Source organism: Colwellia hornerae (assembly GCF_007954355.1).
GTDB lineage: Bacteria > Pseudomonadota > Gammaproteobacteria > Enterobacterales > Alteromonadaceae > Colwellia_A > Colwellia_A hornerae.
In genome coordinates this window covers 140,800-156,106 of sequence record NZ_VOLR01000003.1, presented here as the reverse complement: position 1 = coordinate 156,106, position 15,307 = coordinate 140,800, and the positions used below count along the sequence as shown (strand labels likewise).

Here is a 15,307-nt window from a genome sequence, read left to right as displayed (position 1 = left end):
GCCGTTAATTCTTCATAACCGCGATAACTTTTTCACGCACTTCTTGATAACGAATATTTTCACAACAGCCAAAGCCAGATAGCTGCTTTACTTTATTGCGGCTAAAAAGCGGTACGGTTAATCCAGTTAAAAATCGACACATTGTTTCCAAAGATAAAACACCTTTGTGCTTGGTCGACATATGTTCGATAAGTGCGGTTAGCATGTGAGCTATTAAGGCGTCATCTGGCAGAGCACTTTCTTGTGAATAACTTAGCTTAGCGACTTCTCCACGACATACCGAACAATGCCCACAATTTTCAGGGCTATTTTTATCATTAAAATACAGAGATAAGTTTCGACTCAAACAAGTTTTCAACTCAAAAAAACGCACCAATGTCGCAATACGTTTTATTTCTTTTTCTTCTTTTTCGACAAAATAATCATGTAGTGACTTAGCAAGAATCTCGGCCGACAATAGCGCTTTATTAACACTAAACACTTCAGTGATTTTTTTTGTTTCCAAGGTGATTAATTGTTGCTCTTGCAGGTATTCCAAGGCAATAATCACTCGACCACGGTCACAGCCATAATGCTGAAATAGTGCCTCAAAGTCTGGCTCTCCCCATACTTTCTTAAAGCCGCTGTATTTAAAAATAGTGGCAAGGAAGTCTTTGCGTTCACCTTCAAAACAATTTAACACTTCGTCTTTATTGGTGGTAAATTTATATTTGAAATCGGCAAAATATGAAAATAACGGTTTAATAATACCCTGTAGCTCTAACTGAACGAGTAAGGTTCTCATCGGTAACTGGCGAATATTACTGGTATTTGACAGTGATAAGCCTTGTAATTCCCAACGATCATTTTGACATTCTTGTTGAATGTTTTGTATAACACATTCAATACCACTCAGTTCAGGCGTATCACCAAAAACAAAATTTTCAACGGTATTTAACCCATCTAAATTTGCTAGGGTAATGCAATTTGACGCTAAGCCATCGCGCCCTGCTCGGCCAATCTCCTGACTGTAGTTTTCTATTGATTTTGGTAAATCATAATGAATAACAAAACGAATATCGGCTTTATCAATCCCCATACCAAAAGCAATAGTAGCAACGATGATTTGTACTTTTCCCGACATAAAGTCTTCTTGGATTTTCTGTCGTTTTTCACTAATAAATCCGGCGTGATAAGGCTGAGCATTCAAACCTTGTTGCGCCAAAAAGTTCGCCACGTACTCAGCACTTTGCTGTAAAGTCACATAAACAATGCCACAACCTGTTTGACCAGCGATGCTTGTTAGCAATTGTTGATTTTTATCTTTAGTTGAAACCGCTAATACTGATAAATCTAAATTTTGACGATAAAAGCCGGTTTGCACGATATGTTCGGGCAAAATAGCGAATTTAGTCGCCATATCTTGTTTTACTTTTTTGGTCGCGGTTGCGGTCAACAAAAGTACCAGCGGGATATTGAGTTCTTGGCGATAGTTAGGTAATTTTAAATAGTCAGGGCGAAAGTTATGCCCCCATTCAGAAATACAATGTGCCTCATCAACAACCAACATAGAGACATTCACTGACTCAATAAATTGGCGAAAGCGTTCATTTTTAAAACGTTCAACTGACACCATAAGAATCTTTATTTTGCCTGAACGCGTATCCGCCATGACTTGCTGGTTTTGCTGTGGCGTTAGTGTTGAGTCGATACTTGCCGCTGCTATACCTTTGGTCGCTAAAAAGGCTAATTGGTCTTTCATTAGCGCCAGCAAAGGAGAAACAACAATAGTTAAGTGAGGAAGTTCTATTGCGGCTAACTGATAGCATAATGATTTACCTGAGCCAGTAGGAAATATCGCTAAAGAAGATTGGCCATTAAGGAGCTGTTCAATCGTTTGTTGCTGTCCATCACGAAAGGCATCAAAGCCAAAGATTTGCTTGAGTGAGTTAACCAGAGATGACACAAAAAATACCTATTAAATAAATGAGTTAAAAAAAACGAATACCAACAGTCAATTGAAAATCACTGTTGATACACGTTTTATGATAACAGAGTTACTTAAAGGTTTTAATGACTTTAACTTTGTCACTGACATTAGCGGCATCGATATAACCGATAGCATCAGGGTTAGCAGCAACAAAATTTAAAACATCTGCATCACTATCAAATTCGGCTAAAGGTTTGGCCTTACCTGAAAAAATGAGCTTCGCCCAATAAGATTTAACTTGGTAGCTCGTTTTTTTCAACACTTTACTCTCAAACTCTTCTCGAGCAGCACTTTCATCCTTTAAATTTGCCGCCATAACGGATGCACCATTAGCAAACGTTTTATTTTTACCTAAAAAAATTCGTGATATTTCTCTATCAGTTAACGCACTAGAGTTTGCAGGGTTAACAATCACAGCAACCTCTGCAATCGCAGTAAAACTAAGGGCTGTAGAGAGTAAGATCGCATTGATTTTTATATATTTCATCATCAATCTCCTAAAAAATCGTGACAAGTGAGGTACGGAATAAGCCCGCGTCATTGGAGCTATTAATATCATCACTAAAATCGGTATATTCAAACTTTAATGATGCTGAGTTGTGAAAATCCCAGCGTAAACCAACAGTTACATAGCTCTGTTCAGCTTTTCTTGAAGCAATGATCCCTTGAGTTGGTAATTTTAAAGCGTCAAGTGGCGTCCCTGTTGGCAGTCCACGGGTAAAGTCGTTAATAGATGTTTCATCAACACCGTAGGTAATATGTATTAAGTAATTGTCGAACCGTTTACTGAACATCAGATAATAAGATTCTTCATCTCCAAGCAGGGTATTATCTATTTCAAGGCTAGTGTATTCACCGATAACCATAACGCCGTCAAAATCCATTTGAAAACCGAGCTCCCAAAAAGTGCCTTTGTCTTCAAAAATACGAGTGTTATCACCATAGGCTTGGTAGCCAACAGCATTCCAATTACCGGCAAGTGTATCTAAACTCATTAATGGTATTGATACGTCGGCTGAAAAGTAAGCCGCTCTTAATGTTAGCCAATCGCGGGTAAATGTAGCGGCTCCCCCCATTAAATTATCCATACTCGGCTTAGTCGTTTCACCAAAAGCTTCAATTTCATCAGAATTATTACCGACAATAAAATGATAGGTGCTGTCAAACTCTCCAAGAGTAGTGCTGTATATGCCGCTGAGGCCGTCAAAAGTATTAAATATTAAGTCATAAACACCTTGAGGAGGTGTTATCCAGGGATACGCATAAGAGACATCTAAAAAGTCTGAGTACATATAGAAAGGGGCTCGTTGACGCCCCGCTAAAAGTCTCAGTTTATCATTAACATTATAACTAACGTAGGCCCACTCAAATTTAGTATCCCAGTCATTTTCGCCCCGAGAAACAATTTGTGCAGTAATATCAAGCCCTTCACCGATATTACTTGATGCTTGAATGGCCAGTAAAGAACCATTTTTAAAGTCAAAGGTATCGTTAAAACCATACAAAGCTTCATCACTCGATGTAGTGATTCCGCCCGTTATTGAAGCAAAACCACTTAAATTAATCTCTGCTTGAACTGCATAGGAAATAAAGCTACTAGCAAGCGCCAGTACCGCTATTTTACTTTTCATATTATCCACCTTAGAGTTTATAATTTTATGTACTTATATTTTATGTGTTTATATTTTGTTAAAAATTAAGTCGCTTACAGGTAAGCTAACAGGATGAAGTATAGATGAATATTTGAAAAGCGTTATCAGATGACAAAATAGGAACAAAATAAAGAGTAAAGTTAACAGCTTAATTAAAATAACCCTACAAAAATACCTTCACTATTTATCCCTATAGCTACGAGTAAATTTAAGGTCTTATCTAGATAAATATAATACCCACCTCGCTAACCTTTGAATAATAATTATCATTTTGAAAAAATCACCGATATTTCAATTAGTAGCGAATAAAGTCGTATTGAAGCCTAAGAATAAACGATCAATGGATGTAAATTGATGAGTTGTGCTGTGAATAAACTTTAACCTATCAAAGATAAAATCGCTCTTATTAACTTAATGTTGCAATTAATCATTCACAAATAGCACAATTAAAGATAAAGTATTTATTAGATGTAATACTACTAAAAAGGATAACTGATGAACATTAATCAGTGGGTTGACGAATTATTTGAATTTTTTGATGAAGATAAAGACGGAGCTATTAGCCGTAGTGAATTTGTTGAATTAATTGACTGCCTTTTGCAAGATAAGGGTATCCGTATGTGTGAGAGTATTTTTAATAAATTTGATGTCAATCATAATAATTCTATTTCCAAAGAAGAACTCAAAGCTATGGTCATTGAATTAGCTTTATAGCGTCTCACGTTAAAATTTACTGTACAAAAAATATTTGTTGTGAAAGATATAATTAATATTTTTCATTTAATCAAGAGCTTATAAAAGCTCTTTTTTTATATCTTAAATTCATTGGTCTGACCTCTTGTTTCAATTGTTTTTTCTGTTACTATTTCAGTGTACACGTGTACACTGAAATACATACAAAAGTAATGATTAAAAATAACAGGATACTAAATGACCAGCCAAGCTAGCTACAGTACTAATGAAGAAATAGCCAACACCTTGACCCACGCCTTGGGCGCAATATTGTCTGTTATTGCCTGTTACATGCTGCTCACCTCAGCTTTTACTGATAATTCCTTAGTAAAAATAATTAGTTATGCCGTGTACGGTGCCAGTTTGGTCTTACTATTTACCGCTTCAACTTTTTACCATGCATTTCAAGACCCTGATAAAAAAAAGCTTTTTAAATTACTCGACCATTGTGCTATTTACCTGTTGATCGCAGGAACATATACACCTTTAATGATGATCGCCTTGGACGACCAACTCGGTAAGATTATGCTAACGGTTATTTGGAGTATGGCTATATTAGGGGTGTTTTTTAAAATGAAGTTTGGTCATCGCTATAAAAAAACATCGCTGATCACCTATCTAGGTATGGGACTTATCTCTATAACCATTATTGAACAGCTAAATGACAAACTATCGAATCAAGCCTTAACACTACTTGCTCTCGGCGGTATTATTTATTGTTTAGGGGTTATTTTTTATGTTCAAAAGCGTATACATTTCAACCACGCTATTTGGCATTTATTTGTCTTGGGTGGCGCAGCCTGTCACTTTTTTATGATCTATTTTTACTTGTAAGCGCTCATTCACCTTAGCACTAGCCAAATCAAGTGAGCCAATAATTGCTCAGATAGATTCGATAAATTTTATAGACATTTCAGCCATTAAAACTTAATGGCTATTGCACGCTTTCAAGCTTAATTATCACCTTGCTTAGCAATAACGATTAGTAACGGTCAACAAAACCTTGTAATGAGTCTAGTGTCATTGGAAAGTTTTTTGCACCTAGCCCTAAACGAAAATATGGTCCAGTAAGCCCAAATAGGCAAGAGGGATAAACGAATATACCCACTTGTTCAGCGAGCTGCTCAGCCCATTTAAGCATAGGTAAATCGCTATGACATTTCACTAAGGTAAGTAAGCCGGCCTGGGGTGGAAACCAACTAAAGTGTGACTGGTTTTTGTCAATGAATTGCTGAAATAACGCAATATTATCTTTAATAATAATATTGTTTTCACTGATGATTTTGACGTGGTTTTCTAAGGCAAGTTCTGCCAGTTTCTCATCAACAATTGAACTACAAATTGAGCCTTGGGCTTTTACTGCTAATAATTTTTTCAGCAATAACTTATCCTTAGATACTGCCCAGCCAATACGTAAACCTGCCAAACCAAAACTCTTCGATAATACCGAAACAACAATGGTGCGCTCATAGTCTAAATAGTGATGGGCTAAGTCAAGATTATTATAATTGCTTGCTTGTGATACATCATCGGCTAACAGGTAGCAATTGAACTGTTTTGCGACGGCTAATATTTGCTCAGCAAATTGAGTGTCTATTATGCTACCACTGGGATTATGGGGAGAATTCAAGACAATTAGTCGGGTATTTTCGTTTACTAGGGCTAAAAGTGCTGCTTGGTTAATTTGCCAGTTTTGTTGAAAATCAACGGTAAGGCATCTTACTTTTATCCCCATTTGCTCGGCCATTGTCACTAAAGATGGGTAACATGGCGTGATAACAACAATTTCAATCGCTGCATGTTGCTCAGGCTTATTACATTGAGTTATTTCTTCTTCGCCAAGCACCGTTTGGTAAATGGCTGACAACGCCTCTTGTGCGCCGCAAAAGGTTAAAACATTCTCAGCCGTTAACTTAACTTTATGATGATTGTGGTCTTGGTGAAAATCGGCAATAAGTGTTCGTAAATAATGGCTGCCACTTAGCGACGCATAGGATAACGCTTGCTCGGCCAGAAGGTTATCAAGGCTAATATTGCCCAGACGACACAACTGCGCCACGGATAATGTCTGACCGCAAGAGTTGCTCAAATTGTGCGCGATGGTCACCTTTTGATTTTCTGCAAGCCGTTGACCAAAGGCAATATGCGCCGGTAAAGTATTGCTCATCGTCTACTAGCTTTTCCGCTGCCAAACTGACATTTCTGTCGTTGTGACTGTGAAAGTGCATTGATTTTGCTTAATCACTCGCGTTAAAGGTTGTGCTTCTAGAAAAGTGAACTCTTCTGCTAATTTTTCATGTAAGCCATCCAAACCAATAACATTTTCACCGTTGACTTTAAGACCACCTAACCAGTTTTCTTTCTCTGTGTGTTGTGCTGAATACTGATGATCTGTTAATACAAAAAGTAATCCTTGTTTATTAAGTCGCTGCGACAGTGTGGCTAACAACTGTTTAGGCTGATAACTCTTTTCTAGCGCATGCTCAACTAAAATAGCATCATAACCATTAAACATTGGTTTTAAATTACTGGCATCACCCTGACTAAATACGATATGGTCAGCGTTATCATTCAGCGCTAACGCCTTAAGAGATACTTCGTGAAAACTCTGTATGTCACCTGAAATAACGTTGGTGTAACGGAGTGTTTTCTGTTGTTGAAGCTGTACACCAAATTGAATATAGCGCGCAGAAAAGTCTACCGCATCAATATGCTGAAAATATTCAGATAACTCATAAGCAGTTCGTCCAACACTGCAACCTAAATTCAGTAATTTATCGGTATTAGCACCTAGCGCTTTTACTTTACTGAACAATAGTTGGCTAACTTGTTGTGAATAGTTTTCAACACTTAAATGTTGCTCACCATAATGGCTTTCAAGTTGCTGGCACACTTCAACGTCGGTTTCATATCGGTTAACCGGCGTTAATGGTATTTTGCCATCAAGGTTTTCAACATAGCGAAAACCGGCATGCTGAGTAAAATGACGACGAAAAGCATAACGAGACGACGCAAGGGTTTCGTTGCCAGTAGAGATCCATGAGCCACCTTTAATTAAGTTATGCTTACCATCAAAGGTTGGCGTCGAGAAATCGTCATAGAGTGGATGAACTTTAAAGCCCTCATAACCATCTATTGCTGACTCATTCCATTGCCATACGTTGCCAGTAACATCATAAAAATCTCCCGTTGAAAACTCGTCAACCGGACATGATGAAGCATAGCGAGCTAAATTTATATTGGCTGGTGCTTGTTCTTCATTATCGCTGACATTATTTACTAAACAATGCCACTGTGCTTCAGTGGGCATAGCGATATTTGTCTTAGTTTGCTCGCTTTTCCAATGGCAGAAAGCTTTCGCTTCTAAGTAATTCACTTCTGCAGGCCAATTTAAAGGTAAAGGCATTTCGTTAAGCAAGTTTCGCTGCACATATTCACCATTATTATTGCGCCAAAAACGGGGCATTTCAGCTTTAGTGAAACTTAGCCAATTTTGCCCTTCTTCGCTCCAATAATGTGGTTTTTTATAACCACCAGCGTCGATAAAAGCTAAAAACTCTTGATTGGAAACCAAATATTTAGATGCCGAAAAGGCGCTAACATCAACTGATAACTCGCCATATTCATTATCCCAGCCGTAAGTTTCGTCGGTCGATTTTTTACCTAATACGATAGGTTGTTCAGCAACGGCTAGTAATTGATTTTCTGGAGCTACTGAAAAATGAGTACAGCTGGTCCATTGCTCATCTACTGCTGATGGCTGCGTTAAACAAGCTAACGGTAACATACGCATAATCACCGATGACGTTTCTAAATGAATACGTTCATGCTCACAGCCCATTAATATCACCCAAGCTAACGAGTCTTGTTTGATAGGTAAACTGATTTCCATAGTATCGATAAGATTATTAACCAAAGCGAAAACTTGATGACGGTACTCTCTTACTTCATCAACATTAGGCCAGTCGTAATGTTCACTATTGAGGTCGTCCCAACTCATTTCATCGACACCAACCGCGCAAACAGCCTCTAATTTAGTATTTACGCGCTTATTAATGTACTTACCTAAAAGTAATTTGTTGATGAAAAAAGTAGCCGTATGGCCAAAATAAAAAATCAGTGGGTGCCGTAAAGTCTCAGGCCGTAAGTAATAGGCTTCATCGTTATTGATTAGAGCAAATAACGATTCATATGTTGTCCAAGTATTGTGGAAATAGCTTTTCAGCTCTGCACGTTTTTCATCTACAGATAAGCCATTAAGCTGTGGGGTAACATTTTGATTATTGATAAGATTCATATTATATTTATTAAATTAATGGTCATGAATGAATGAGAATACGTTTTTGTTGATACGGCGCTAAAATCATTTGCTTTAATTTGTCACCTAACAGCAACTGTCCTGATATTTGGTCACCATTTATAAATTGACCCGAGAGCTTATTTAAACTTTCGCTAAACCAGTGATCATTTTCAAATAGTGATATTGCACCCAATTTTTCTTGTACTGTATTATCATACAATGAAAAAGGTAAATCTTGCTGATGAACTTCTTTACGGAGCAATCTGCGACAGTTATCACCCTTATATACTTCAAGCGCGTCAATTAAGTTCAATAAAGAATAAATAATATTAAAATAAGCATTATATTGCACACTTGAAGCACCAATTCTGTGCTCGATACGGGCGGTTTTTTGCCAATTTTGTCGCTTAACTAACACTTCATTTTTATGATTATAAAGTACCGGCTCTTCGCCCATCGCTTGATTATGTTTACCCACTTCTTTGTACAAGGCAATACTGCCTTGGTGCCCGCCTGAAATATCAACCGGTGAACATAACTCTGCCGCTAAACCGTACTTACTTTTTAATGCTAGTCGTTCAAAAGCTTCTTCTTCAGGTAAGTAGACTAAGCAACAATTTAAGCTAGTATCAAGAAAGCATTGCTGTAAGTATTCACCAAACCCGCGTTCGATAATAATATTTTTACCTTCACTATCAAGCGCACTAATATTCATTTGAACAGCATTAGGAATATGCACTGCTCGTGTTTCTGTGGTGAAGATATCACCACTACCATTGGCTAACTTGCCTTTATCACCAGACCAGACAACCGGTTTGATTAATGTTTTACTGATGCCTTGTTCAGCAAATAAGCGAGGTAAAAGATTTAGCGCCTGACTTAAGTTATTAGCTTCTTTTAACGGTGACTGACCATTAAATATAGAAACATACTCCCACTGACTATGCCAATACTCTGGCACTAATTCTCCGTCAATTCCTGCACGGGCTAACTGACGATTAATTCTTTGGTAATCCAATGAGAATCTTTTTATTTTACTGTCGAGCTGATAACAACCTTCTAATTCAAAGTGAATCACAGGAGTAAAGCCAAGCTGTTTTATATAGTTCTGTAATAATATAATAGCTTGAACGGTTAACGGTGTTGTATTATTCATAAGAGGTAATGGCTTTCTATTAATATATAACCACATTATTTTTACCGTTATGCTTCGCCTGATAAAGGGCCGCATCGGCATGTAGGTATAACATTTCACTCGTTGGGCTAAGTTGAGACAAGGTTGCAATACCGATACTTACGGTTATCTGTACCCTTGGCTCTTCTAGAAAAATTTGCTGACTAATTTTTTTCAAAAAACGTTCAGCAATCACTTTACATTGCGTTTCGTCGGTACGAGGTAAAATACATAAGAATTCTTCTCCCCCAACGCGGCCAATGACATCTTCATTACGAAAGACATCATGGCAAAGATCAGCTATTTTTTTAATAACGGTATCACCGACCGGGTGACCAAACTTATCATTGACCGCTTTAAAGTCATCTATATCAAATAAAATAACCGAAAGTTCAGTTTTTTCTATTAAGACATCTTTAAGGTAGTTTGTTAAGTACTCAAAAATATAGCGACGGTTATAGAGGTTTGATAATGGGTCTTTAATCGATAGCGCATACATTTTCTTATTATTTTTATACTGAATTGTCATCACAATAACCACAATCACGCCAGCACATAACATAAATATCAATAGATAGAGGTTCTGTAATTTTTGTTGATGGTATGAATTACTTTCTAAAACGGCTACTTTTTTTCGTTGCAGAGTAAGCGCTTGTTCGATATATTTTCGCTCATTTTCCATCGATGCCCGCGCAGTGGTTAAACGTATGCTGGAATTTTTTACCAGTAACTTATTATATTTTTTATAGTACTGTCGAGATAATTGAAAAGCTTCGCTGTCATTGTTTCTTGCATGAGCAAGCTCTGAGCCAAGCTTTATGACTTCCAGCTGCCATTTAGTACCAACTAATTCAGGTAAAGACATAAATATATTTTCGGCTTTAGTCAACGATGCTTGCGCTTGTTCCAACTTACCCAAGATAATAAAGCAGTGGACCTGCTGCTTATATAGTTCAGCATTATAATCAATTAAGCCATTTAACGTTAGGGCACGATTGATCACATCAATCGCTTTAACACAATCGCCTTTTTCCGCCAGTGTCACGCCTAAGCCATAAGCTGAAAAAAAGGAAATTTCGGTATTAGGCGTATAAGCAATTTTTTCTTGATAAAGCTCAAAATAGCGAATGGCCAAATCATATTTTTGCCAGTAACGATAGGTTATAGCAATGCCGTAAATCGCCTCTGAAATATGGGCTGGATAATTTAGACGCTCATAAGTCTTTAACGCTTTTTGATAATATTCTATCGATTTTTCATAATCGTCCATATAACCATAAATAGCACCGTAGGTTTCATTGATAACAGCAATTAGAAAGTGTGCTTTTAATGAATAGGCGTCTAAATAAGCTTCTTGCATTTCGTTCAATGATAACTCGTAGAGTTCAGTTATACTTTTTGTAAAAGCAAGTTCTTGTTTAGCAATAATAAAAAGGTAAGTTAAATTATTTATCTTTGCCATAGACATAGCTTTTCGAAGAATAAGTACAGAATCAGCATACTGAGCATGGCGACGATAAATTAAACCTTGGTAAATATAAAGTTGACTTTGAATTTGTAACGGGGTTTTTTCGTCAATAAGTGCTATGGCTTGAGCCACTGTTTTATTAAAGTCTTCATAGAAATAAAGCAAATTTTCTGCTTGCGCTTTACGTAATAACCACCAAGATTTTTGTAGCTTTGGCATAGTCGAGAAAGTGTTTTTTACGCTGACTAATTGTTGATAAGACTGCAGAGGCTGTTGATGTATTTCTTCATCCATATTCAATAAGCGACTTAACACATCAGTTTGTTCTGCTGCTAATTGCCCACTGTTACTTGCCTGTGATTGGGTACAGGAAAAGACAGCGATAATAATAACAACCGAAAAAAACCGAAAAAAATCAAGTTTCATTACACATCCGTAATCAATGATCTTGTTAATTCATTCAAGTATTTTAACTTTAGCATAGACCTTTTTTTAAAACGAGTTAAAGCCATAAAATTGTATAATCACCCATGTATCGGCCAATATTAATCCTCGTAAAGCGCTTTAAAAGTATTCACTTTAAAACCTTGCAGATATTGTTCACCAATTTTTATGACAGGTACTGATCTAAAGTTTGCTCTGCGAAACTCTTTTTGCCCCGCTGCTGTCTTCACATTACACAAACGATAAGCTATGTTATTTTTATCTAAGTATGCTTTCGCCGTGTCACAATGTGGGCAGTTACTCATGCTGTATAAAACAATTTTTTTCACGCTAAATTTCCTTGGTTATCGATGCCACGACATTATTTTCAACAAAATATTTTAAAAGAGTGTCGCTGATGCAGATGTTTATTTTATTATTGTGATCGCTAGTTTACAGGAACTCTTCTTAAAAAACGCTGAGACTTACACCGAATTTAATTAAATTAATAGTCAGAACACCAAAATAACGCCGCGTATTTATAAAGACATAAATCAACGTTAAAATATCCCGTTACCATTAATATCCGTAGCCATCACTTAGTGTTAGCGGCAGGTAAACCTTTCGGTTATTATTAAATAATAAGGAAAAGTACTAACCAATAAAAAGAGTAATAATCATGCAAAATAACCAAGTAAATATCACTTCCACTATAGTTAAAACCTTTGTTTGGAGTAGAAATATTCGTTTGTTTCATTGGTTAAATGTATTATCAGTACTACTGCTTATTGTTATTGGCAGTATTATTTATTTCGGTAAAGACCTAGGTATCTCAACGGACGGGAAAATACTGCTTAAAACAATTCATGTCTGTGTGGGATATGTTTTTGCAGCAAATTTAATTTTTAGAATTATCCTTGGTTTTATTGGTAAAGGATACGAGCGTTGGGGACAAACACTGCCTTTTAATAAAGCCTTTAAACAAGAATTCGCCGATTTCAAAAAAGATAAAAATAAAGCATTTAAAGGTCATAGTCCGCTCGGTAAACTTATGGTTGGCGCTTTAATGTTAAGTTTGTCTATTCAAATGGTTTCAGGTTTAGTGATTGCGGGTACCGACATTTATTATCCGCCCTTTGGACAGTATTTTGCTGGCAGCATAGCCCAAGATAAAAGCCAAGTAGCTTTAATTAAGCCTTACAGTAAAGAAAATGTTGATGCGGATGCTTATACAGAAATGCGTAGTTTTAGAAAGCCTTTTATAACAGCTCATGTTTACAGCTTTTACTTTTTGTTGTTATTAATCCCTCTGCATATTTTAGCGGTATTTTTTGCTGAACGACGTGAGAAACATTCTATTGTTTCTTCAATGATCCATGGTTATAAATATTTACCTAAAGACAAGTAAAGCTCATTTTCATCCCAGCGTCCTCGTCGAGATAACGACCCACTCACCATAACAGGTATAAGTGGGTCGTTAACTAAAATTATCATCTTCAATAAAATGAACTCATTATAACCTAGAACAAATACTGTATAAAATACCAGTTACTGTGCTAAGCTTATTCTAATGGTGTGTATTGACCCCTTGGAAATTCTATTGAAACTATATATTGCCGAAAAGCCAAGTTTAGGACGTGCCATTGCGGCAGCGTTACCCAAACCTCATAAAAGCCAACAAGGCTATATAGAGCTAGGCAATGGTGATGTAGTGAGTTGGTGTATTGGTCATATTCTTGAGCAAGCCGATCCCGAAGTTTACAACGATGACTTTAAAAAGTGGCGGATGGAGCATCTGCCTATTATTCCCGAGCAATGGCAACTCACCCCAAAAGCACAAACCCGTTCACAACTGAGTGTGTTACGTAAACTGGTAAAAAATGCCAGTGAAATCATTCACGCTGGCGATCCCGACCGCGAAGGTCAATTACTGGTTGATGAAGTAATTGATTTTTTAAAAGTGTCTAAAACTAAAAAACAGCAAGTTAAACGTTTATTAATCAGCGATTTAAACTTACCAGCGGTAAAAAGGTCACTAAACGCATTAAAGAGTAACCAAGATTTTATGCCTTTATCTATATCAGCACTGGCTCGCTCACGTGCTGATTGGTTATACGGGATAAATCTTACCCGCGCTTATACTTTGCAAGGACAAAAAGTAGGCTTTAATGGTGTGCTTTCTGTCGGTCGAGTGCAAACGCCCTTGTTAGGTTTAGTGGTTGAGAAAGATCGCCAAATCGCAGAATTTGTTCCCCATGATTATTTTGATGTTTATGCTGATATTATTACCCCAGCGGGTGAGAAGTTCATTGCGAAATGGCAGCCAAGCGAGGCTTGTGCTCCCCATATGGATGAAAATAAAAAAATTATTAATAAAGCACTCGCAGAAAATGTTGTTAGTCGCATCACAGATAAGCCCGCTATAGTGACCTTGCTTAACGAACAAGACAAAAAGCAATTTGCCGCACTGCCCTACAATTTGTCAGCATTACAAATTGATGCCGCCAAGCAATTTTCAATGAATGCAAAATTAGTACTGGATGTTTGTCAGGCATTATATGAAAAACATCAATTAATCACCTATCCCAGATCAGACTCTAGGTACTTACCCGTAGAACATCATCAACAAGCTAAGGCTATTATACAAATTTTAGCGGAATCAAATAACAAGTATGCCGAGTTTGCTAAAAATGCCGACAGCACGATTAAAGGTAAAGCGTGGAATAACAGTAAAGTAAGTGCTCACCATGCAATTATTCCTACAGAAAAATCAGCCAGTAATCTTTCTCTCAACTCTTTTGAAAAAAACATTTATCAGCTCATTGTCCGCCAGTATTTAGCCCAATTTTACCCGCCTTATTGTTACCAGCAAACACAAGTAGAATTAGAGATAGCGCAAGGTAAATTCAAGGTTAATGCTAAAGTGCCACAGCAGCTGGGTTGGAAAATAATGTTCCAATCGAGCAAAACAAAAACAACATCCCCTGAAAATAATGAGCAAACAACTTTTACAGAGCAATTATTGCCAAAATTAACTCAAGGCGAAACATTATATTGCCCGCAAGGTTTAATTGCTGAGAAAGTGACACAAGCACCAACTGCCTACAACGATGCAACGCTACTCGGCGCAATGACAGGTATTGCCCGTTTTGTACAAAATAGCGAGATTAAAAAGATCCTCAAAGAAACTGATGGTTTGGGTACCGAAGCGACACGCGCTGGTATTATTGATTTACTTTTTAAACGAGGATTTTTACAACGTATTGGTAAAAATATAACGGCGACAGATATTGGCACTTCACTGATCAACGCTTTACCTAAAATGGCAACAACGCCAGATATGACAGCACAGTGGGAAGCGACACTCAATGATATTAGTGAGCGTAGAAGTAACTATCAAAATTTTATTACGCCATTAACTGCAACGCTAAAAAGTATGGTGGCTCAAGCTGAACAACAGTCTTTTGAGCAATTACCTAAAGTGCCTTTTAAGCGAAAATCAAAAAGAAAGACTCGCTTTAAAAAGGCTGGTTAATAGTTCATTGCTATTGTGACACTTTCACGTAAATACTAACGCTAATGCGAAAGT

12 protein-coding genes are annotated in these 15,307 nt (G+C 37.1%); 4 read left to right on the top strand and 8 right to left on the bottom strand.

All coding sequences use genetic code 11. From position 1 onward, the window contains the following. Positions 1-4: 4 nt before the first annotated feature. The 3 genes from ESZ26_RS02965 to ESZ26_RS02955 form a co-directional block, all read right to left on the bottom strand. Positions 5-1,945 (bottom strand): RecQ family ATP-dependent DNA helicase, encoded by a 1,941-nt coding sequence (locus tag ESZ26_RS02965; RefSeq protein WP_146797821.1) that lies wholly within the window; start codon positions 1,943-1,945, stop codon positions 5-7. A gap of 91 nt (positions 1,946-2,036) precedes the next feature. Further along, positions 2,037-2,459, bottom strand: a complete 423-nt coding sequence (locus ESZ26_RS02960; RefSeq protein ID WP_223271531.1) for a type 2 periplasmic-binding domain-containing protein — start codon at positions 2,457-2,459, stop codon at positions 2,037-2,039. Between the two features lie 7 nt (positions 2,460-2,466). After that, positions 2,467-3,600: a porin gene (locus tag ESZ26_RS02955; protein WP_146797823.1), complete on the bottom strand. Its 1,134-nt coding sequence runs from the start codon at positions 3,598-3,600 to the stop codon at positions 2,467-2,469. A 516-nt stretch (positions 3,601-4,116) separates the two neighbouring features. Here ESZ26_RS02955 and ESZ26_RS02950 point away from each other — a divergent pair. Together ESZ26_RS02950 and trhA are read left to right on the top strand one after the other, a co-directional pair. Beyond that, complete coding sequence (locus tag ESZ26_RS02950; protein ID WP_146797825.1) at positions 4,117-4,335, top strand: EF-hand domain-containing protein; 219 nt, start codon at positions 4,117-4,119, stop codon at positions 4,333-4,335. 216 nt (positions 4,336-4,551) lie between these two features. After that, a complete protein-coding gene (gene trhA / locus ESZ26_RS02945) occupies positions 4,552-5,187 on the top strand; it encodes a PAQR family membrane homeostasis protein TrhA (protein ID WP_146797827.1) in 636 nt (211 codons plus the stop codon). Between the two features lie 148 nt (positions 5,188-5,335). Here trhA and ESZ26_RS02940 read toward each other — a convergent pair whose 3' ends face one another. From ESZ26_RS02940 to ESZ26_RS02920, 5 genes are all read right to left on the bottom strand, one after another. Continuing rightward, positions 5,336-6,520 carry a pyridoxal phosphate-dependent aminotransferase gene (locus ESZ26_RS02940; RefSeq protein ID WP_146797829.1) on the bottom strand — a complete coding sequence of 395 codons (1,185 nt, stop codon included), beginning with the start codon at positions 6,518-6,520 and terminating at the stop codon, positions 5,336-5,338. A 6-nt stretch (positions 6,521-6,526) separates the two neighbouring features. Then, positions 6,527-8,650, bottom strand: a complete 2,124-nt coding sequence (ovoA, locus tag ESZ26_RS02935; protein ID WP_146797830.1) for a 5-histidylcysteine sulfoxide synthase — start codon at positions 8,648-8,650, stop codon at positions 6,527-6,529. 22 nt (positions 8,651-8,672) lie between these two features. Further along, positions 8,673-9,809 (bottom strand): hypothetical protein, encoded by a 1,137-nt coding sequence (locus ESZ26_RS02930; RefSeq protein ID WP_223271532.1) that lies wholly within the window; start codon positions 9,807-9,809, stop codon positions 8,673-8,675. Positions 9,810-9,828: 19 nt separating this feature from the next. Next, positions 9,829-11,721 carry a tetratricopeptide repeat-containing diguanylate cyclase gene (locus tag ESZ26_RS02925; protein ID WP_146797831.1) on the bottom strand — a complete coding sequence of 631 codons (1,893 nt, stop codon included), beginning with the start codon at positions 11,719-11,721 and terminating at the stop codon, positions 9,829-9,831. Positions 11,722-11,840: 119 nt separating this feature from the next. Then, complete coding sequence (locus tag ESZ26_RS02920) at positions 11,841-12,068, bottom strand: glutaredoxin family protein (RefSeq protein ID WP_146797832.1); 228 nt, start codon at positions 12,066-12,068, stop codon at positions 11,841-11,843. 329 nt (positions 12,069-12,397) lie between these two features. Here ESZ26_RS02920 and ESZ26_RS02915 point away from each other — a divergent pair, with 329 nt between their 5' ends. Both ESZ26_RS02915 and ESZ26_RS02910 read left to right on the top strand, forming a co-directional pair. Continuing rightward, positions 12,398-13,126: a cytochrome b/b6 domain-containing protein gene (locus tag ESZ26_RS02915; protein ID WP_146797833.1), complete on the top strand. Its 729-nt coding sequence runs from the start codon at positions 12,398-12,400 to the stop codon at positions 13,124-13,126. 192 nt (positions 13,127-13,318) lie between these two features. Then, a complete protein-coding gene (locus tag ESZ26_RS02910) occupies positions 13,319-15,253 on the top strand; it encodes a DNA topoisomerase III (RefSeq protein WP_146797835.1) in 1,935 nt (644 codons plus the stop codon). Positions 15,254-15,307 lie beyond the last annotated feature (54 nt).

Excerpts from the sequence above, each read along its gene's own strand:
- ESZ26_RS02960 (WP_223271531.1), bottom strand. The coding sequence starts at position 2,459 with ATGATGAAATATATAAAAATCAATGCGATCTTACTCTCTACAGCCCTT.
- ESZ26_RS02955 (WP_146797823.1), bottom strand. The coding sequence starts at position 3,600 with ATGAAAAGTAAAATAGCGGTACTGGCGCTTGCTAGTAGCTTTATTTCC.
- ESZ26_RS02950 (WP_146797825.1), top strand. The coding sequence starts at position 4,117 with ATGAACATTAATCAGTGGGTTGACGAATTATTTGAATTTTTTGATGAA.
- trhA (WP_146797827.1), top strand. The coding sequence starts at position 4,552 with ATGACCAGCCAAGCTAGCTACAGTACTAATGAAGAAATAGCCAACACC.
- ESZ26_RS02940 (WP_146797829.1), bottom strand. The coding sequence starts at position 6,520 with ATGAGCAATACTTTACCGGCGCATATTGCCTTTGGTCAACGGCTTGCA.
- ovoA (WP_146797830.1), bottom strand. The coding sequence starts at position 8,650 with ATGAATCTTATCAATAATCAAAATGTTACCCCACAGCTTAATGGCTTA.
- ESZ26_RS02930 (WP_223271532.1), bottom strand. The coding sequence starts at position 9,809 with ATGAATAATACAACACCGTTAACCGTTCAAGCTATTATATTATTACAG.
- ESZ26_RS02925 (WP_146797831.1), bottom strand. The coding sequence starts at position 11,721 with ATGAAACTTGATTTTTTTCGGTTTTTTTCGGTTGTTATTATTATCGCT.
- ESZ26_RS02915 (WP_146797833.1), top strand. The coding sequence starts at position 12,398 with ATGCAAAATAACCAAGTAAATATCACTTCCACTATAGTTAAAACCTTT.